We start from the raw sequence: 18,120 nt of genomic DNA, 5'->3' as shown, positions 1-18,120 counted from the left end.
TGCTGCGCAGAGCCGGGACCCAGAAGGCAACACGGTAGACGTGGAGAATGGGCCCCCGGCTCAGCAGCGCACCGCTGAACCGGACGATGCTTCGCATCGCCGGGGAAGCGCTGCGCTGCGTCCGGGGCACGAGAGCGGGGATGACGCGCTCAAACAAAACGGAGGCCGTGAGGCCTCCGTTTTCATTCGCTGTTCGTTGTCGCTGCGAGCCGCTTATCCTAGCCGTCCCGCCGCGTGCGCGAGCAGCGTGTACACCAGGCCCGTCTCCGAGGTCAGGTGGCTGCGCAGCTCCTGCGGGCCGCGGCCGTCGCGGGCGACTTCGTCGAGCAGGCGCTCGAACTCGGCGACGTAGCGGTCGACCGTGCCCTTGAAGTTGCGGTCGGCGCGGTACTTGCGGGCGACCTCGTCGAAGGCTTTCTGGCCGGCGGGCGTGTAGAGGCGCTTGGTGAAGGCCTTGTTCTCGCCGCGCTGGTAGCGGTCCCACATCTCGGCGGCGAGGTTGCGGTCCATCAGCCGGCCGATGTCGAGCGACAGCGATTCCAGCGGATTACCGCTTGCCTGCGGAGCCTGCGGCTGCGGCGCGGGTGCGGCGCGGCCACGCGGAGCCTCACGGCCGGTCGGGGCGCCCTGATTGGCGTCCGTGCGGTTGAGCAGGTCCGACAGCCAGCCGTCACGGGCCTGGTCGCTACCGGCGGGCGCGACCGGCGGTGCTTCGGTGCGGCGCGCGGCCGGCATGCCGAGGTCCGGCGGCGGCAGCGTGGAAGCGCTGCCGGTGTCGCGTGCGGTACGTCCGCCCGCAGCTGCCATCATCGGCTCCTCCTGGCGCTGGACGGCGACGGACGCGCGGCCCGTCGTGGTGACGTCGAGGCCGCGGCCATGCTGGGCCACGATGCGGTTGAGCTCGGCGAGGGCCTCGATCTGGTCGACGATCACCTTGCGCATCTGCGCAGTGCTCTCGGCGGCCTCCTGCGGCATCTCGAGCACGCCGCGGCGCAGCTCGTTGCGGGTGGCTTCGAGCTCGTTGTGCATCTCGAAGGCCATCTGCTTCATGCTGGAGACGAGGTTGGTGAACTTCTCGGTCGACTGCTTGAACATCGTATCCGCCTCGTCGGTGGTCTGGCGGTAGATGTCGTGCATGGCCTCGATGGTCTGCCGGTGCTCCTCCTCGGATGCGACGCGCACCGCCTCGAACTGGCGGGTGATCGCGGCCGAGCCTGCGCCGGCGGTCTCGGCAACGACGCGGGCGATGTCGCGGGCACGCTCTTCGGCGGCGGCCAGCGATTCATCGAGCAGGCCGGTGAAGCGCGACAGGCGCTGATCGAGATCGGCCGTGCGCAGGTCGATCGTGGTGACGAGCGATTCCAGCGCCTGCTTGCGCTCGGCAAGCGAGGCCGTGGTGTTCTTGTTGCTCTGCTCGACGACTTGCGCGGCGTCGACCAGGGCCTTGCCGTGCGCGTCGAACTGGGTCGACAGCTCGCCGAGATCCTGCAGCGCCTTCGTGGTCTTGCTGTTGAAGACGTTGAGCTGCTCTTCCAGGTTCTGCGTCGCCGCGCCGTTGCGCGAGGTGACGTCGTTCATCGCTGAGACGAAGTCGGCAACGCGCGTCACCAGCGCCCGCTCGAGCGAGTTGAGGTTGTCGTGCGCACCGGTCAGCACCTCCTGAAGCAGGATGTTGCCTTCGCGCAGGCGCTCGAACAGCGCCACCGTGTCGGTACGCAGGATCTTGCTGGTCTCCTGCATCTCGGTGACGGCCGCGATCGAGACCTGGCGCGACTGGTCGATCGCCGCGCGCGAGGCCTGCTCGAGGTCCTTGAGCGACTTGCCGACCGCGCCGGTGGCGATCTCGCTCGCCGCGTTGATGGTGCGCGCGACTTCCGAGCCGTTGCCCATCATGGTCTGCGAGAAGGCCTGGCCGCGCGTCTCGATCGACTTCAGCGCGTCCGAGGTGACGCGGTCGATGTCGAGCGTGAGCTGGCTGGTCTTGGAGCCGATCGCGTCGACCAGGGCGCCGCGCTTGGCGTCGATCATGTTCGACAGGCGGTCGGCCTGCTGCTGCACGTAGGTGACGATCTCGTCGGTCTTGCCGGTCATGGCCTGGCCGAAGCTGGAGCTGGCGGCGAGCACCGAACGCTCGACGTCGGACGAGCTCGACTTGACCCGCGAGCTCGCCTCGTTGGAGGCCGAGATCAGCGCGTTCTGGGCGTTGAGCGCGCTGGTCTGGATGTCGTTGGTCGCGTTCGCTGTGGCCGCGCTCAGCGTGCGCTCGATCTCGGTCGAGATCGTGCGGATCTGGCTCGCGGCGTCCGCCGAGGTCGAGGTCAGTGAGGTCTGGGCCTCACGCGCGCTGTTGAGAATGGTCGAGGCGGTGTCGGCGCCGACCGCGCTCAGCGTGCGCTCGATGTCCGTGGTCAGCGACTTGATCTGGCTGGCCGCATCGGTCGAAGCGGAGATCAGCGAGCCCTGGGCCTCGCGCACGCCGCTGGTGAGCGCCTCGATGGTGGCGCCGCCGGCGGTTGCCAGTGCGCGCTGCATCTCGGCCGCGAGCGAACGGACCTGGCTGGTCTGCTCGGCCGAGACCGAGAGCAGGGTGGTCTGAGCGTCGCGGGCGCTGGTGGTGATCGTCTCGGCGGTCGACTGGCCGACCTGCGAGAGCGAACGATGCACTTCGGCCGCGAGCGACTTGACCTGGCTGGCCGCCTCGGAAGACGCCGTGACCAGCATGTTCTGCGCCTCGCGCGCGCCGGCGGTGATGGTCTCGGCGGTCGAGGTGCCGGCCATCGAGAGCGAGCGCTGCACATCGGCGGTGAGCGACTTGACCTGGGCCGCCGCATCCGAGGACCCGGCAACCAGCGTGTTCTGCGCCTCGCGCGCGCCGCTGGTGAGGATCTCGGCGGTCGAGGTGCCGGCCATCGTGAGCGAACGCTGCACGTCGGAGGAGAGCGCCTTGATCTGATTGGCGGTCTCGCTCGAGGCCGCGATCAACGCGCTCTGCGCATCGCGAGCGCCGGCGGTGATCGATTCCGCCGTGGTGGTGCCGGCCATCGACAGCGAGCGCTGCACGTCGGCGGTGAGCGTCTTGACGTGGTTGGCCGCGTCCGAGGACGCCGTGACGAGGGTGGTCTGCACCTCGCGGGCGCCGGCCAGGATCGAGGCTGCGGTGGCAGAACCTGCCGCCGACAGCGTACGCTCGACGTCGGCCGCAAGCCCCTTGATCTGGTTGGAGGCCTCGCCCGAGGCTGCGACCAGCGTCGACTGCGCCTCGCGGGCGCTGCTCAGGATCGAGTTCGCCGAACCGGTGCCGACCGCGGTCAGCGCGCGCTCGACCTCGGCAGAGGTCATCTTGAGCTGGGCGTTGACGTCGGAGGAGACCGTCATCAGCGACTGCTGGGCGGTGCGCGCACCGGTCTGGATTGTCTCGCTGGTGTTGACGACGAGGTTGGTGAGCGAGCGCTCGGCGTCCTCGACATGCGAGCGGATCGCGGTCGAGATCATCTCGGCGCGGGACATCATGTCCTCGCTGGCCTGGCGGCCGCTGCTTTCGATGCGGCCGGCGACGGCCTCGACGCGCGAGCCGAGCAGGTCCTCGAACTGCGCCACGCGCACGTCGATGTCGCTGGCGACCGAACCGACCCGGGTCTCGATGACCTGATGGATCTCCTGGAAGCGCGCCGTGACCGTGTCGGTCAAGTGCGTGCTGCGGCCGTCGATGATCTCGGTGACGCCGGTGATGCGACGGTCGACCGCCTCGATCGCCTGCGCGGTGCCGTCCGTGAGGGTGGAGGTCAGGAGGGTCAGGCGCGTATCGATCGACTGCACGGCCTGCGAGGCGCCGTTCGTGACCGCGGTGGTCAGGTAGGTGAGGCGGGAGTCGATGGACTCGAGCGCCTGCGTCGCGCCGCCGGTGAGCATCGAGGTGAGATGGGTCAGCCGCGTATCGATCGACTGGATGGTCTGCGAGGCGCCATCGGTCAGCGAGCTCGTGAGGTGGTTGAGGCGCGCATCGATGGTTTCGATGGCCTGCGTGGCGCCGCCGGTCAGCGCCGTCGTGAGGTGGGTGAGGCGGGAGTCGATCGACTGGATCGCCTGCGCGGCACCGTCCGTCAGCGAGGTCGCGAGCGTGTTGATGCGCCCGTCGATGGTCTCGGTCATGGATTGCGCGCGGGTGTCGAACGACTGTTCGAGCGCGGCGACCCGGCCGACGAGCTGCTCGTCGAAGGTCTTGATGTGACCATCGATCGTGCCGTCGAGGCTGGCGATCTTGCCGTTCAGCGAGGCGTCGAGGTGGTTGACGCGTTCGCCGACCGTGGTCTCGAACTGCACCAGGCGCTGGTCGAGCACGGCCGTGATCTCGCCGCCGTTGGCGGTGAAGCGGGTGTCGAAATTGTCGACATAGGTCTTCAGCGACTCATGGATGTCCTGCGTGCGCTGGCCCATGCGCTCGACGATCTCGCCGCCGAAGGTCTTCACGGTGCGGTCGAACTCGGAGATGTGGCGCGTGATCAGCGCGCCCAGCGTGCCGGAGTCGCGGGCGAATTTCTCGACCAGCTCGGTGCCCTGGTTCCTGACCAGCTCGTCGAACGCGCTCATCTGCAGCGACAGCGAATCGTGCGCGGTCTCGGTCTGGCTGACGACCTTGGCGACGAGGGTGTTGACGGTGGCGTCGAGCGCCTCGCTCGCCTTGTCGCCGCTCGTCAGGATCTGGCCGGCGAGGCGGTTGCCGGCGTCGTCGATCTTGGCGGAGAGGTCGTTGGAGCGCAGCTCGAGCTCGAGCAGCAGCGAATCCGAGGAATTCTTCAGGCTGTCGTGCACCTGCTCGGTGCGCTCGGAGATGCCGTCGACGATGGCGGCGGAGCGCTGCTCGAACTCGCCGGTGATGCGGTCGATGCGCTCGTTCAGCATCTCGTGGACGCGGTCGGCGAGGTCGACGAACTCGTCGTGGACGTGGCCGGTCTTGAAGTTGAGGCTGGTGGTCAGCCGCTCGCTGGCGTCGAGCACGGCGCGCGTGGTCTCGTTGCTGGCTTCCTCGAGGCGGTCGAGCAGGTCGCCGCCGCGCTCGCCGAGCGCCAGGATCATGTTGTCGCCGGCATTGCTCAGCGCGCTGGTGATGTGGGCGCCGCGCTCTTCCAGCGCGCCGGTGATGGACTTGGCGACCTCGTCGACGCGCGAGGCGATCGCATCCGAGATCAGAGCGATGTCGTGGCGCAAATCGATCTGCACGCCGGAGATGGCGCTGCGGACCTGCTCGGCCTGGCCGACCAGATTGTCGCGCTGATGCGCGATGTCCTGCAGCAGGGCGCGGATGCGCACTTCGTTGTCGGAATAGGCGCGTTCGAGCGCGGCGACCTCGTTGGCGACCAGCGTCTCGAGCTCGCCGGCGCGCGCGATGGCGCGCTCGATGCCGTCGCCCATCGCCGCGACCTCGCGGCGGATGGCCTGGCCGACGGTGACCATGGAATCAGAGGCCGAGCCCTCGGGCTCGGAGAAGCGGATCGCGACCTGCGCCATCGCCTGCGCGATCATACGCATTTCCTGGCCGCGCCAGACAAGGCTCGCAAGGAAGTAGAACAGCATGATCGGCGCGAAGAACATCGCGATCAGGCCGGCGATGACGAGCACGCCGCCGCTCTGGCCCATGGCGGCCTGGATCGAGGGCAGGAAGCCGAACGTCAGCGCGGCGCAGGCGGCGAGCCAGACGCCGGCGAAGATGGTGGCGAAGGTGTAGACGTTGCGGGCAGGGCGACCCTTCTGCAGGGCCTGGAGCAGCTGGCCGATGGTCTCGCGGTCGTCATTGGCGGCGCGGCGCGAAGAGCGCGGCTCCTCGACCGGGTCGAACACGGTCGAGCGTTCGTTGGCGGCAGGGCGCGGCTCGAAGCTCGGTTCGTCGAAGATGGGGGGCGGCGGCGCCACCGAGGGCGCGGTTTCGTTGCGCATCGCGGCGTTGCGGCTGGTGTCGGCAGCCGTGTCGCTGATGTTCAGGGCTTCCTGGATCGCAGAAAGCGCAACTTCTGTGGGGTCTTTGACCTTCTTCGGAGTGTTCGCCATGTTCAGTCCGAGCCCTCGTTACTTGTACGCGTCCCCCCGCGAGCCCTGCGCGCTGCGCAAGCCCACAGACCGGATCATGCCGCTTGCGCGGATCTCCGAGCCGTCCCCACCCGGACGGCTTGTCCGCCAATTTCCGCAACATCCTATTGGCAGAGCGTGGCGAATGAAATGCCCGCGATTAAGACAATCTTAATCATCGTTAACAGGATCGCGCCGTAAGACCTTAGCAACAAATGCAATTCTCCACCGGACTCGGCTGATTGCGGCAACTTTTCGTCAATAAACCGGCGGAACTGCGTTCAAGACCCCAAACATTTCGTTAACCATTTCCATGCTTGGGTGAGGTCAATCTCACCGCCGGACCGGCGGAACCGTCGCGCGATGCCGGGGCCTGCGCCATGACGCCTGAACTGCAACGGATGGACTGGATGCCCTCGCCCCCGCTTGCACCCATCGACAGCCCGCTCGACCTCGACCATCTCTCCCGGATGACGCTCGGCGACGCGGAGCTGGAACAGGAAGTGCTGGCCATGTTCGCCGAGCAGGCGGTCCGCCTGATCGCGGCGATGGCGGCGCTGCCGGCCGAGGCCGGCGCGCTGGCCCACAAGCTCAAGGGCTCGGCGCGCGGGATCGGCGCTTTTGCGGTGGCGGATGCGGCCGCAAGCCTGGAGATCGCGGTCCAGACCGGCCATGACCAGCGCCACGCCTTCGCCGCGCTGAAGGAGGCAGTGACCGAGGCCCGCGCCGCCATCGAGGCGATGCTGAAGCCTTGAGGCCACGCGGCCGAGCCGGACTCTAGTCTTTTGTTTTGACGCGTTTTCTTACCGCAAAGCGGGATTCACTTCGCCTGAAAACCCTATGGCGCCGGCCTGATCGACCCGTTATAGGACAGCCCGGACCCTCCTTCATTCCCAGCACCGCGGCAGCACGAGCACACATGGCCAAGATTCACTTTGTCGACCACAAGGGCGAAACCCGCACGGTGGAAATCGAGAACGGCGCAACCGTGATGGAAGCCGCGATCCGCAACAGCGTTCCCGGCGTCGAGGCCGAATGCGGCGGCGCCTGCGCCTGCGCGACCTGCCATGTCTATGTCGACGAAGCCTGGCGTGAGAAGGTCGGCAGCCCGACGCCGATGGAAGAGGACATGCTCGACTTCGGTTTCGACGTGCGCCCGAATTCGCGCCTGTCCTGCCAGATCAAGGTCTCCGACGATCTCGACGGTCTCGTCGTGACGACGCCGGAACGCCAGGCCTAATTCTGGCAGGCCTGGTCCTGACGCTTCTGAGTTGAATTATATGTTCGGCGTCGCGACCGCGATGCCGCGCTTGTGCCAGGGTCTGAGCTTCTCGACGATCTCCGCGCTGAGCGGCGCTGGCCGCCGCGTCGCCTCGTCGAGCATGACGCCGACCGACATCGCCGAGGCGATGCACTTTCCTTGCGAGAACACGACCTGCTCGAAGGTCACTGACGTCCGTCCGAGCTTCACCACGCCGAGGCCGAGCTCGATCGTGTTCGGCCAGTGCAGCTCGGCGCGGAAATGGATGTCGAGGCGCACCATGATCCAGGCGAGCCCTGGCGGCGTCAGTCCGTACTCCGGCAGCTTCATCAGCGTGACGCGGCCCGTCTCGAAATAGGTGGCGTAGACAGCGTTGTTGACGTGCTGGTTGGGATCGAGATCGCCGAAGCGGACGTTGTCGCTGAGGCGGTAGGGATAGTCCTCCAGGCGCGGCGTCGTATCGAGGCGACTTGGTGCGTTCACCGATTGATCTCCGTCATGTCCTTCCTCGTTACAGCCCAGTTATTTTGCCCCGGCAAGTGGGCGCGGCTGCGGGGCGCTCCCGCTTTTATGCCTTCCCTGATCCATCCCCGTTGGCTAGACAGGCAGGGTCACCTCTGCCCGCCGGGCGCCGTCCAACCGATAACGACCGATAAAGAGACGACATGAGCGATGTGATCAAAACCGATGTGCTGATTATTGGCGCCGGCCCCTGCGGTCTGTTCGCCGCTTTCGAGCTTGGCCTTCTCGACATGAAGGCGCATTTCGTCGACATCCTCGACAAGATCGGCGGCCAGTGCGCCGAGCTCTATCCGGAAAAGCCGATTTACGACATTCCCGGCATTCCGCAGGTTTCGGGGCAGGGCCTCACCGATGCGCTGATGGAGCAGATCAAGCCGTTCCATCCGACCTTCCATCTCGGCGAGATGGTCGAGACGGTGGAGAAGATCGGCGATCCCGCCTTCCGCTGCACCACCGACGCCGGCAAGGTGTTCGAATGCAAGGTGCTGGTGATCGCGGCCGGCGGCGGCTCGTTCCAGCCCAAGCGTCCGCCGGTGCCGGGCATCGAGGCCTACGAAGGCACTTCAGTCCATTACGCCGTGCGCAAGATGGAGACTTTCCGCGACAAGAACGTGCTGGTCGTCGGCGGCGGCGATTCCGCGCTCGACTGGACGCTCAATCTGCATCCGATTGCGAAGCGCATCACGCTGTTGCACCGGCGCGACGAGTTTCGCGCCGCGCCCCACAGCGTCGAGCAGATGCGCGCGCTGGTTGCCGGCGGCAAGATGGATCTCCGGCTCGGCCAGGTCACGGCGCTCTCCGGCGCTGAGGGCAAGCTCACCGGCGCCACCATCAAGGGCAACGACAACAACGTCACGGATATTGCCTGCGACACCATGCTGCCGTTCTTCGGGCTGACCATGAAGCTCGGCCCGGTCGCGAACTGGGGTATTGCGCTGGAGAACAATCTGGTGCCGGTCGAGACGTCCGCGTTCGAGACCAATGTTCCCGGCATCTTCGCGATCGGCGACATCAACACCTATCCCGGCAAGATCAAGCTGATCCTGTGCGGCTTCCACGAGGGCGCGCTGATGTCGCAAAAAGCCCATCGCTACGTCTATCCGGAGAAGCGGCTCGTGTTCCAGTACACGACCTCGTCCTCCAGCCTGCAAAAGAAGCTCGGTGTCAACTGACGAGGGCGGGGTGGGGAGGGGATGCCCCATGTTTCTGGCGCTGGAACCGTTCGCGAAATCGCCGTAGTCTGCGGCCATTCCGGTCGTGGAATAACAAGGTGATCTAATGCGGATTTTTTCCAGCTCTCGGCTGCTCCCCTTCCTCGCGCTCGCATTGTCGCTCGCGACGGTGACGCCGTCTGCGGCACAAATCGCCGAGCCCACTGCGGCGGGCCTCTGGCAGAAGGTCGAAGACGGCAAGACGGTCGGATGGTTTCTCTTCATCGACCACAACGGCATCTTCGAAGGCGTGATCGCAAAGACCTTCCCGCGGCCTGGCGACGATCCGAACGAGATCTGCAGCAAGTGCACCGACGATCGCAAGAACGCGCCGGTGCTCGGCATCTCCTTCGTCCGCAACATGAAGCGCGACGGATTGAAGTACGAAGGCGGCAACGTGCTCAATCCGCGCGACGGCCAGATCTGGAAGGCCAACATGAAGGTCAGTCCTGACGGCCAGACCCTGACCCTGCGCGGCTATCTCGGCATCGCCCTGCTCGGCAAGGACGAGGCCTGGACGCGCCTGCCTGACACCAACCTCGCCCAGGTCGATCCCGCCATCGTCGCGAAATATCTGCCCGCGCAGGCCGCTGCCACCAAGCCGCCGGCACCGACGAAGAAAAGCGGCGGCACGATGATGGCGCCGGCGCCCAAGCAGTAAGGTGTCCGTCGCGCACCGGGCCGCCTGATCGGCAATAGCCCCACGTCGCGTCATTCTTCGTGCAGGCTGGGACAACGGAAGGTCGGCGGGGCCATATCCGCCGAAAGACCAGTGCGCCGCGGGCCCGCTCCAGTAGTTGCCCGGAATGCATGCTGGCGCCGGATTTGCATAGCTATCCGCAGAGCTGCTGGGGGAATGAGTCGCTGCCCTCCGCGCCTTTCGCCGAGCTGCGGAAGGCGGACGGCGCGCGTTGTCCCACGCGGCGATCATGTCGACCCGCGGAGACGATATGCGACTTCCAAGATCGCGACTTGCAAGATTGTATGCGGCGCCGTTGCTGGGCCTGGCCGGGCTCTTGGCGACATCGGCTCTGGCGCGCGACGACGGGCGCTACGCCAACTCGCCGCTAAAACCCTGGTTCGAGAGCCTGCATAGCGAATACGGGCAATGCTGCACGGATGCGGACGGCTATGTCGTGGCCGATGTCGACTGGGAGTCCAACCAGGGACGCTACCGAGTCCTTATCGACAACGAGTGGGTCGTGGTGCCCGAGGGGGCTGTCATCACCGTGCCCAACAAGATCGGTCGCACCATGGTGTGGAAGCACTATATCGACGGCCACCCGCGGGTGCGCTGCTTCATGCCGGGCAGCATGACCTGAAAACGCTGACGGCGCCCGCATCAGATTCAGGCGCCGCAAGCGTTGCGAAAGGCTCAGCGCGCTTCGCTGCCCGAACCGGCGCTCGCAAGCCGCTTCACGCGCGGCGACAGCACCGAGACCTGCGCGGGCGAGGCGGGCATGCCGGCGACGATCATCGAGGGCGCGGTCGACTGCTCCTCGACGCCGGCGCCGCCGAGCACCTGCACCTGCGTCGCCGAGATCGGCAACGACTTCACTTCGTAAGTGGGAAGTTCGCTGGCGAAAGCACCGGTCGAGCTCGCAATCACGGCGCTGGCGACGGCAATCATTGTGAGAACACGCATTGGAAAATCTCCGTTGAAGATGTCAATCGGAGGTTTGGTCGTCTCGATGCCGGACCAGGTTCGCTTGTGCGAGAACATTCCCGTGGCCGTCGGCGAACATATTGATTGCTTGATGCGCAACGACGAAACGAGGAAGAAGTTTTTGGCGCCAATGTTTCCGGACGGTTTCGCGGATCGACGGGGGCAGCTCGCAGTCAGCCTGCTTGCAGATCCATGTGCGGAGATCTGGTCGGCGCGGCGGCGACCGGAAAACGCAGGCTCATGCTCGTGCCGCGGCCAGGCGTGGAGGAGATGACCAGCTCGCCACCGTGCGCGGCCATGATCTCGCGGACGATCGACAGGCCAAGGCCCGCGCCCTCGCCGGCAGTGTTGCCGGTCTGAAACGGCTCGGTCAGCCCGTGCTCCACGCCGTCCGGCAGGCCTGCGCCGTCGTCGTCAATCGAGATGCCGTCGCGGCCGAGCGTGGCGACGATGCGTCGTGCGCCATGGGCGTGGATGAGCGCGTTGCCGACGAGATTGGCAAGCGCGCTGCGAACCGCGGCATCCACACCCTGCACCAGGAACGGACCCTTCTCGGACTGTTCCAGCGTGAGCTCGATGCCGGCGTCCAGTGCCGAGGGGCCGAAATCGGCGAGCACGTCCAGCGTGATCTGGGCGAGATCAATCGGCCGTTTTTCGATCGCATGGTTTTGCAGTCGCGCCAGATCGAGCATCGCGGAGACCAGCGACGTCAGGCGGCGGATATCGCGGACCAATTCGGCCCTCAGGGCCGGCTCGGGTACATCCTCGACCTTCGCGCGCAGCAGCGTCAGCGGCGTGCGCAGCTGATGGGCGGCATTGCCGAGAAAGCGGCGCTGCATCCTGATATAGGCATCGATCTCGCCGAAGGCGCGGTTCAGCGCCTCGACCAATGGCTTCAGCTCGGAGGGGACTTCGGACAAGGATATCAGGCCTTGTGGCGCAGACGGATCGATCGCGAGCGCGCGCCGTGCCACCCGTTCGATGCCGCTTGAGACGAAACGTGCGGCCAGCACTGAGCCGATGGCGACGGTCGCCGCAAAAGCCAGGGCCACCAGGAGGATGGAAAAAGCGCGGCGGGCCAGGAAGTTTCTCGCGATTCGGCCGAACCGGACCTGAGGCTCGCCGACCATCATCGTGAGCCGCAACGAGCCCCGTTGCGCGACGGCGAGACAGAAAGTTCTATCCTGGTCGGGTGTACTGAAGACGGACAGGCCGACCGGCCCACGATAGGGAAAGGCGAAGGGAAGGGTCGGTCGGTGCTCGCTACCGTATTCGTTGACCAGATCGCCCGCCGACACCACGTACCAGAGGTTCGGGCTGTCCGCCTTCAACTCCTCGAGTGCGGGAGTCGGACGTACCGTCAGGCTCTGCGCGTCGATCACCGTGGCGCGGTCGAGAAGGGCCGCCACGACCCCGCAGGCTCTGAACTCGCGTTCCTCCATCGGGTATCGCCAGATGAAGAAGCCGACCACGAGGAGGAAGATCGTCGTTGCGGCGATGCCGAGCGACAGCGCAAACATTCGGGCGATCGATGTCATCGCGGCGTTGCCAGCCGCAGGATATATCCGATGCCTCGCATGCTGCGGATCTCGACGTCGCCGCCGAGCTCGAGCAATTTCTTCCGCAGGCGCGAGACCTGAGCTTCGAGCGTGTTGGATTCGATCTCGTCGTCGAAGCCGTATATCTCTTCGATCAGGGCGGCGCGGGTGATGACGCGGTCGCGTCGCATCAACAGCGCTCCCAGGATCAGTGCCTCGCGCCGTCGCAGCAGGATTCTGGTGTCGGCGACGACGGCCTCGTTGCTGCCGAGATGCAGCTCGACGTTGCCGAGCGACAATACCGAGGGGGCGAGCAGACGGGGCCGCCGCAGCACCGCGCGCACCCGTGCAATCAATTCCTGCGGCTCGAACGGCTTGCCGAGATAGTCGTCGGCGCCGCCATTGAGGCCCTCGACGATGTCTTCCTTGGCGTCCTTGGAGGTCAGCATGATGATCGCGGGGCGGTCGGGCGATTGGCTCAGCGCCGTGACCACCTGGAGCGCATCGCCGTCGGGCAGCATCCGGTCGACGATCGCGAGATCATATTTGAAATTGTCCAGCGCCTGACGGGCATCGGCGATCGAGCCGACGAGGTCGACGATTCCGTGCAACTGCCCGAGCAGACGGCTGACATAGGCGCCGATCTGCGGTTCGTCTTCGATTACGAGGGAACGCACGCGGGTCGTCCTTGACTCTGCTGGGCAACAAAACCCCGAGCGTGACGCTCCCTGGCCGAAGTCTGGCGTTTCGGCTCCTGCGCAGGGTTCCCATAAAGGCAGCGAGCTTGGCGAATAAAAGGCAGATGCGAGTGGGGTGACCGGCAGTGCCGGCCAAAGTTTGGGCGCGTGAGCGCCTCCCGGCAATGTTCGGGCAATGTTGGTTCGGCGACGCCGCGCCCGGCGGATACCGGCAACGGATTGGCCAGCGGTTTTCGCCTTGCAATCTTGGGGCAATTTTGCCGGACCACATGCTGGAGCTCCAACCACACGAGTCGACCAGGCCAGGAAGGCCGGTCCGGGGCCCTGTAATGAAGCATTTTGACGACGCCGCTCTTCGCCTCACGGTGAATGTGCGGCTCACGACCACCTTGCTCGCCGCACTCGGCGCGATCATGGCGATCCCTCAATCCGCATCGGCGCAGACTGCGTTCACGCTGCCGGCGCCGCCGTTCGAGCTGCCGATGCTGCCTTCGCCCTCCGGCAATTGGACGGTCATGGTCGGCATCGGTGGTGAGTACACACCGGATTTCGTCGGATCGAAGAACGGCAAGCTCATGCCGATCCCGATCTTCTCCATCCGTCGCGCCGGATCGATCGATCAGTTTCGGGGCCCGCGCGACAGCGCCAGCATCGCGCTGCTCGACGTCGGCAATTTTCGCGCAGGGCCTGCGTTCAAGTACGTCACCTCGCGCAAGGCCGACAAATATGCCGAGCTGACCGGTCTTGGCGACGTCAAGGCCGCCTACGAGCTCGGCGGCTTCGTCGAATATTATCCGGTCGACTGGCTGCGCCTGCGCAGCGAATTGCGCCAGGGCGTGGGTGGCCATACCGGCACCGTCGCCGACATCTCCGCCGACGTCATCGTGCCGCTGATTCAAAGGCTGACGATCTCGGCCGGCCCGCGCTTCACCTGGAAAAGCACCAACGCGACCGCTCCGTATTTCGGCATCGATGCCGCGCAGGCGCTGATGTCGGGATTGCCGACCTACAACGCCAAAGGCGGTGCGCACTCGGTCGGCTTCGGCAGCCAGATCTCCTATCGCATCAATCCGCAGTGGGAGGTTCATGCCTATGTCGAATACGAGAAGCTGTTGGGCGATGCCGCGGACAGTCCGCTCGTGAAGCTGCGTGGATCGTCGAACCAGACCACTGTCGGCCTCGGCGCGTCCTATTCGTTCGATTTCAGGATCCGATAGGTCACCATGCGTCGCATTGCTTTTCTATGGATTGGCCTCGCAGCCGCTTGCGTCGCCCTCGGCGCCGCCGCGGCGTTCGAGACGCGCGCGAGCCGGCTCCAGGCGATCAAGACGGTCGGCATCGTCTCCGCCATCGGCGAGGAGATGAGCCTTTCACAGGCAGGCCTTACCAAGCTCGGCTCCGCCGGGCAAAGCGCCTCGATCAGTGCATGGGGACTGGACGAGCTGATCGTCCAGCAGGCGACCAGGCTGCTGGGCGCACGCTATCGCGTTCAGGCCGTCAACTACACCCGCGCCGCGTTCGCCGCGATCCGGGATTCGGCGGTCACGCCTGTCAATCTGCTGCGGACCGATCCGTTCAAGGAGCTGGTTCGCACCGATGTCACGCCCCAGGGACTGGATGCGTACATCGTCATTACCCGCGCCAGATCGAAACTCGGAAACGGCCGCAACGTCGAGGGTGTCGGGCTCGCCGAATACCGGACGCTGCTTGCGGACTACGGCCTGATCCACGCGCTGTACGAGGTCCGCGTCATCGACGGCAAGACGTTCGACGTGATCGAAAAGCGGGCGGCCGCGCCGCTCGACAACACCGGGACCCTGAGGATCGCAGGCCCCAGCGGGCCGGTCGACGGGACATTTGACGGTCCGGCTTCGAGCGAACGGCTGCGCGCGGCCATCGCGGACCTCATCACGCGCAGCCTGCCCGTCACGCTGGACGACATGCACCTGATCGGTGGTCAGTGAAGCCGGCTGGCGGCCTCAGGTCACCGGCGCGGGGTTGAATAGCGTGAGGTCGTTGTGGATGCCCCAGCGGTCCGACCACGGCTTGGTGCGGCCGGAGGCGACGTCGAGGATTAGCCGGAACAGGTCCCAACCGGTCTCCTCGATGGTCTTCTCGCCGGTAGCGATGCTGCCGGCGTCGAAGTCGATCAGGTCCTTCCAGCGGCGGGCAAGCTCGCTGCGGGTCGCGACCTTGATCACGGGGGCGGCCGCAAGGCCGTAGGGCGTGCCGCGGCCGGTGGTGAACACCTGCAGCGTCATGCCGGAGGCGAGCTGGAGCGTGCCGCAGATGAAATCGGAGGCGGGGGTTGCCGCGAACAGCATGCCCTTCTGCGTCGCCTTCTCGCCGGGCGAGAGCACGCCGGTGATGGCACTCGAGCCGGACTTGACGATCGAGCCCAGCGACTTCTCGACGATGTTGGCGAGGCCGCCCTTCTTGTTGCCGGGCGTGGTGTTGGCGCTGCGATCGGCACCGCCTCGCGCGAGATAGGAATCGTACCAGGCCATCTCGCGCACCAGCGCGTGGCCGACGTCCTCGTTGATGGCGCGGCGGGTGAGGAGCTGGATGGCGTCGCGCACTTCCGTCACTTCCGAGAACATCACGGTGGCGCCGGCGCGCACCAGGAGGTCCGCGGCGAAGCCGACGGCGGGGTTTGCGGTGACGCCGGAGAAGGCGTCGCTGCCGCCGCATTGCAGGCCGATGACGAGATCGGACGCCGGGCAGGTCTCTCGGGTGCGCTTGTTGAGGATTTTCAGGCGGGCTTCCGCCTGGGTCATGATCGCATCGACGATCGCCCCAAAGCCGTCGAAGGCTTCGTCCTGCATGCGCACGATGGCATCGCTGACGCCTTCCGGCACCAGCCGCTCAGGCGCGAGCTTCTCGCAGCCGAGGCCGACGACCAGGATCTCGCCGCCGAAATTCGGGTTGAGCGCAATGTTCTGCAGCGTGCGGATCGGCACCACCGCATCAGGCGCGGTGATGGCGACGCCGCAGCCATAGGCGTGCGTCAGCGGCACGACGTCGTCGACGTTGGGGTATTTCGGCAGCAGCTCGGCGCGGATGCGCTTGACCGCGTATTCCATCGTGCCCTTGACGCATTGCACGGAGGAGGAGATGCCGAGGATGTTCTTGGTGCCGACCGATCCATCAGGATTGCGGTAGCCTTCGAAGGTGAAGCCGTCGAGCGGCGGCAGCGGCGCAGGAACTGCGGTCGAGATCTCGAGCTTGTCGAGGTCGGGGGCATCGGGCATGCGAATGCGTGCCTCGTCGACCCATTCGCCGGCCAGGATCGGCGACAGCGCGTAGCCGATCACCTCGCCGTAGCGGACGATCGGCTGATCTTGCGCGATGTCGACCAGCGCCGTCTTGTGCCCCTGCGGCACGAAGGCGCGCAGCGTCAGGCCGCTGGCAAAGCGGGAGCCGGCAGGAAGCCCGAAATCATTGACCACGATCGCGACGTTGTCGCGCTCGTTGAGCTTGATGTAGCGGGGCTGCTCTTTCGCTGCGACGTCCTGGTCCATCTGCGCTTGCCTCCGAAGCCGTAGGTGGGCAAAGGCGCAACGCGCCGTGCCCACCATGCTTCACAACCGAACGTAAGCGGTGGGCACGCTTCGCTTTGCCCACCCTACGGTATCTTCCCCGCGGTCAGCCCGGGAACGTATAAGCCGTCTTCACCGTGGTGTAGAACTCGCGCGCGTAGGAGCCCTGTTCGCGGGCGCCGTAGCTCGAGCCCTTCCGGCCGCCGAAAGGCACGTGATAGTCGACGCCGGCGGTCGGCAGGTTGACCATCACCATGCCGGACTCGCTGTTGCGCTTGTAGTGCGAGGCGTATTTCAGGCTGGTGGTGCAGATGCCGGAAGCGAGGCCGAACTCGGTGTCGTTGGAGATCGCCAGCGCTTCCTCGTAGTTCTTGGCGCGGATGACGGCGGCGACCGGGCCAAAGATCTCCTCACGCGCGATGCGCATGTTGTTGTTGGCTTCGGTGAACAGCGCCGGCTGCAGGTAGTGGCCGGGCGTCTCGCGCTTGAGCAGCTCGCCGCCGAACGACAGCTTGGCGCCCTCGTCCTGGCCGATCTTGATGTAGCGCAGGTCCTGGTCGAGCTGGCTCTGGTCCACGACAGGGCCGATATGCACGCCGGCCTTGAGCGCGTCGTCGACCGACAGGCCGTTCAGGCGCTCGGCCACCGCCGCGACGAAGCGGTCATGGATGCCTTCGGTGACGATCAGGCGGGAGGAGGCCGTGCAGCGCTGGCCGGTCGAGAAATAGGCGCCGTTGACGGCGACCTCGACGGCGGTCTTCAGGTCGGCGTCATCGAGCACGACCAGCGGATTCTTGCCGCCCATCTCGAGCTGGAACTTCTTCATCGGGTTCGACAGCACGCAGGCCTGCGCGATCTTGCGGCCGGTCTGCACCGAGCCGGTGAAGGAGATCGCGGCGACATCCGGGTGATCGAGCAGGGTCTGGCCGACCACCGAGCCGGAGCCGACCACGAGGTTGAACACGCCGGCGGGAATGCCGGAGCGGGTGATGATCTCGGCCAGCGCGTGACCCGAGCCCGGCACCAGCTCAGCCGGCTTGAACACCACCGTGTTGCCGTAGCAGAGCGCGGGCGCGATCTTCCAGGCCGGGATCGCGATCGGGAAATTCCAGGGCGTGATCATGCCGACGACGCCGACCGGCTCACGGGTGAGCTCGACGTCGAGGCCGGGACGTACCGAGGCGCCCTTCTCGCCGATCAGGCGCAGCGCCTCGCCGGCGAAGAACGCAAAGATCTGGCCGGCGCGGGCGACCTCGCCGATGCCCTCGGGGAGCGTCTTGCCTTCCTCGCGCGCGAGCAGGCGGCCGAGCTCTTCCTTGCGGGCGAGGATCTCGAGGGAAATCTTGTTCAGCGCGTCATAGCGAACCTGCGGGGTCGACTGCGCCCAGGCGGGGAAGGCGGCCTTGGCGGCTGCAATCGCCTTCTCGGTCTGCGCCTTGTCGGCCTTGGCGTATTCGCCGACGACGTCGTTGGTGTTGGAGGGGTTGATGTTCCTGGTGACGCCGGAGCCGTCGACCCATTCGCCGCCGATGAAGTTCTTCAGGATCGCAGTCATCTCATTCCTCCAAGTCATTTAAGGGGCATGATCCCTATCGGAAAACCGGTGCCCACTTTTCCGGGATCAT

Annotated in this window: 14 protein-coding genes; 7 read left to right on the top strand and 7 right to left on the bottom strand. The window is 66.1% G+C overall.

What is annotated here, in order from left to right; genetic code table 11:
* Nucleotides 1–213: 213 nt before the first annotated feature.
* A complete protein-coding gene (locus RAD10_RS38110) occupies nucleotides 214–6,042 on the bottom strand; it encodes an apolipoprotein A-IV repeat region-like domain-containing protein (protein ID WP_461621482.1) in 5,829 nt (1,942 codons plus the stop codon).
* 398 nt (nucleotides 6,043–6,440) lie between these two features.
* Between RAD10_RS38110 and RAD10_RS38105 the strand changes: the two genes are divergently transcribed.
* Together RAD10_RS38105 and RAD10_RS38100 are read left to right on the top strand one after the other, a co-directional pair.
* A complete protein-coding gene (locus RAD10_RS38105; protein ID WP_092261152.1) occupies nucleotides 6,441–6,815 on the top strand; it encodes an Hpt domain-containing protein in 375 nt (124 codons plus the stop codon).
* Nucleotides 6,816–6,979: 164 nt separating this feature from the next.
* Nucleotides 6,980–7,300: a 2Fe-2S iron-sulfur cluster-binding protein gene (locus RAD10_RS38100; protein ID WP_091958957.1), complete on the top strand. Its 321-nt coding sequence runs from the start codon at nucleotides 6,980–6,982 to the stop codon at nucleotides 7,298–7,300.
* Nucleotides 7,301–7,336: 36 nt separating this feature from the next.
* Here RAD10_RS38100 and RAD10_RS38095 read toward each other — a convergent pair whose 3' ends face one another.
* Nucleotides 7,337–7,804 carry an acyl-CoA thioesterase gene (locus RAD10_RS38095; RefSeq protein WP_461621481.1) on the bottom strand — a complete coding sequence of 156 codons (468 nt, stop codon included), beginning with the start codon at nucleotides 7,802–7,804 and terminating at the stop codon, nucleotides 7,337–7,339.
* Between the two features lie 182 nt (nucleotides 7,805–7,986).
* Between RAD10_RS38095 and RAD10_RS38090 the strand changes: the two genes are divergently transcribed.
* The 3 genes from RAD10_RS38090 to RAD10_RS38080 all read left to right on the top strand — a co-directional run bounded on the left by RAD10_RS38090 (nucleotide 7,987) and on the right by RAD10_RS38080 (nucleotide 10,376).
* Entirely contained in the window at nucleotides 7,987–9,015 is a 1,029-nt protein-coding gene (locus RAD10_RS38090; RefSeq protein ID WP_461621480.1) for an NAD(P)/FAD-dependent oxidoreductase, read from the top strand.
* Between the two features lie 106 nt (nucleotides 9,016–9,121).
* Nucleotides 9,122–9,715 (top strand): DUF2147 domain-containing protein, encoded by a 594-nt coding sequence (locus RAD10_RS38085; protein WP_104463865.1) that lies wholly within the window; start codon nucleotides 9,122–9,124, stop codon nucleotides 9,713–9,715.
* A gap of 289 nt (nucleotides 9,716–10,004) precedes the next feature.
* Nucleotides 10,005–10,376: a hypothetical protein gene (locus RAD10_RS38080; protein WP_201759981.1), complete on the top strand. Its 372-nt coding sequence runs from the start codon at nucleotides 10,005–10,007 to the stop codon at nucleotides 10,374–10,376.
* Nucleotides 10,377–10,429: 53 nt separating this feature from the next.
* On the opposite strand, the gene RAD10_RS38075 is transcribed toward RAD10_RS38080, so the two are convergent.
* The 3 genes from RAD10_RS38075 to RAD10_RS38065 all read right to left on the bottom strand — a co-directional run bounded on the left by RAD10_RS38075 (nucleotide 10,430) and on the right by RAD10_RS38065 (nucleotide 12,935).
* On the bottom strand, nucleotides 10,430–10,699 hold the full coding sequence (locus tag RAD10_RS38075) for a hypothetical protein (protein ID WP_091958941.1): 270 nt from the start codon (nucleotides 10,697–10,699) through the stop codon (nucleotides 10,430–10,432).
* 194 nt (nucleotides 10,700–10,893) lie between these two features.
* Nucleotides 10,894–12,258, bottom strand: a complete 1,365-nt coding sequence (locus RAD10_RS38070) for a sensor histidine kinase (protein ID WP_461621479.1) — start codon at nucleotides 12,256–12,258, stop codon at nucleotides 10,894–10,896.
* Complete coding sequence (locus RAD10_RS38065; protein WP_091958934.1) at nucleotides 12,255–12,935, bottom strand: response regulator transcription factor; 681 nt, start codon at nucleotides 12,933–12,935, stop codon at nucleotides 12,255–12,257. Before RAD10_RS38065 ends, RAD10_RS38070 begins: the two co-directional genes overlap by 4 nt.
* Nucleotides 12,936–13,285: 350 nt before the next feature.
* On the opposite strand from RAD10_RS38065, the gene RAD10_RS38060 reads away from it, so the two are divergent.
* A complete protein-coding gene (locus RAD10_RS38060; protein WP_461621478.1) occupies nucleotides 13,286–14,173 on the top strand; it encodes a MipA/OmpV family protein in 888 nt (295 codons plus the stop codon).
* 6 nt (nucleotides 14,174–14,179) lie between these two features.
* On the top strand, nucleotides 14,180–14,920 hold the full coding sequence (locus RAD10_RS38055; RefSeq protein WP_461621477.1) for a hypothetical protein: 741 nt from the start codon (nucleotides 14,180–14,182) through the stop codon (nucleotides 14,918–14,920).
* 15 nt (nucleotides 14,921–14,935) lie between these two features.
* Here the strand turns inward: RAD10_RS38055 and garD are convergent, their stop codons facing one another.
* Together garD and RAD10_RS38045 are read right to left on the bottom strand one after the other, a co-directional pair.
* Nucleotides 14,936–16,477 (bottom strand): galactarate dehydratase, encoded by a 1,542-nt coding sequence (gene garD, locus RAD10_RS38050; RefSeq protein ID WP_461621476.1) that lies wholly within the window; start codon nucleotides 16,475–16,477, stop codon nucleotides 14,936–14,938.
* Between the two features lie 124 nt (nucleotides 16,478–16,601).
* The gene (locus RAD10_RS38045) at nucleotides 16,602–18,050 is read right to left on the bottom strand and encodes an aldehyde dehydrogenase family protein (RefSeq protein ID WP_091958927.1); all 1,449 of its coding nucleotides are present in this window, start codon (nucleotides 18,048–18,050) and stop codon (nucleotides 16,602–16,604) included.
* Nucleotides 18,051–18,120: the final 70 nt, after the last annotated feature.

Source organism: Bradyrhizobium sp. 23AC (genome assembly GCF_054863025.1).
This window is presented reverse-complemented; position numbering and strand designations above follow the sequence as displayed.

Coding starts and splice junctions, on each gene's coding strand:
- RAD10_RS38110 (WP_461621482.1), bottom strand. CDS start 6,042: ATGGCGAACACTCCGAAGAAGGTCAAAGACCCCACAGAAGTTGCGCTT.
- RAD10_RS38105 (WP_092261152.1), top strand. CDS start 6,441: ATGACGCCTGAACTGCAACGGATGGACTGGATGCCCTCGCCCCCGCTT.
- RAD10_RS38100 (WP_091958957.1), top strand. CDS start 6,980: ATGGCCAAGATTCACTTTGTCGACCACAAGGGCGAAACCCGCACGGTG.
- RAD10_RS38090 (WP_461621480.1), top strand. CDS start 7,987: ATGAGCGATGTGATCAAAACCGATGTGCTGATTATTGGCGCCGGCCCC.
- RAD10_RS38085 (WP_104463865.1), top strand. CDS start 9,122: ATGCGGATTTTTTCCAGCTCTCGGCTGCTCCCCTTCCTCGCGCTCGCA.
- RAD10_RS38080 (WP_201759981.1), top strand. CDS start 10,005: ATGCGACTTCCAAGATCGCGACTTGCAAGATTGTATGCGGCGCCGTTG.
- RAD10_RS38075 (WP_091958941.1), bottom strand. CDS start 10,699: ATGCGTGTTCTCACAATGATTGCCGTCGCCAGCGCCGTGATTGCGAGC.
- RAD10_RS38070 (WP_461621479.1), bottom strand. CDS start 12,258: ATGACATCGATCGCCCGAATGTTTGCGCTGTCGCTCGGCATCGCCGCA.
- RAD10_RS38060 (WP_461621478.1), top strand. CDS start 13,286: ATGAAGCATTTTGACGACGCCGCTCTTCGCCTCACGGTGAATGTGCGG.
- RAD10_RS38055 (WP_461621477.1), top strand. CDS start 14,180: ATGCGTCGCATTGCTTTTCTATGGATTGGCCTCGCAGCCGCTTGCGTC.
- garD (WP_461621476.1), bottom strand. CDS start 16,477: ATGGACCAGGACGTCGCAGCGAAAGAGCAGCCCCGCTACATCAAGCTC.
- RAD10_RS38045 (WP_091958927.1), bottom strand. CDS start 18,050: ATGACTGCGATCCTGAAGAACTTCATCGGCGGCGAATGGGTCGACGGC.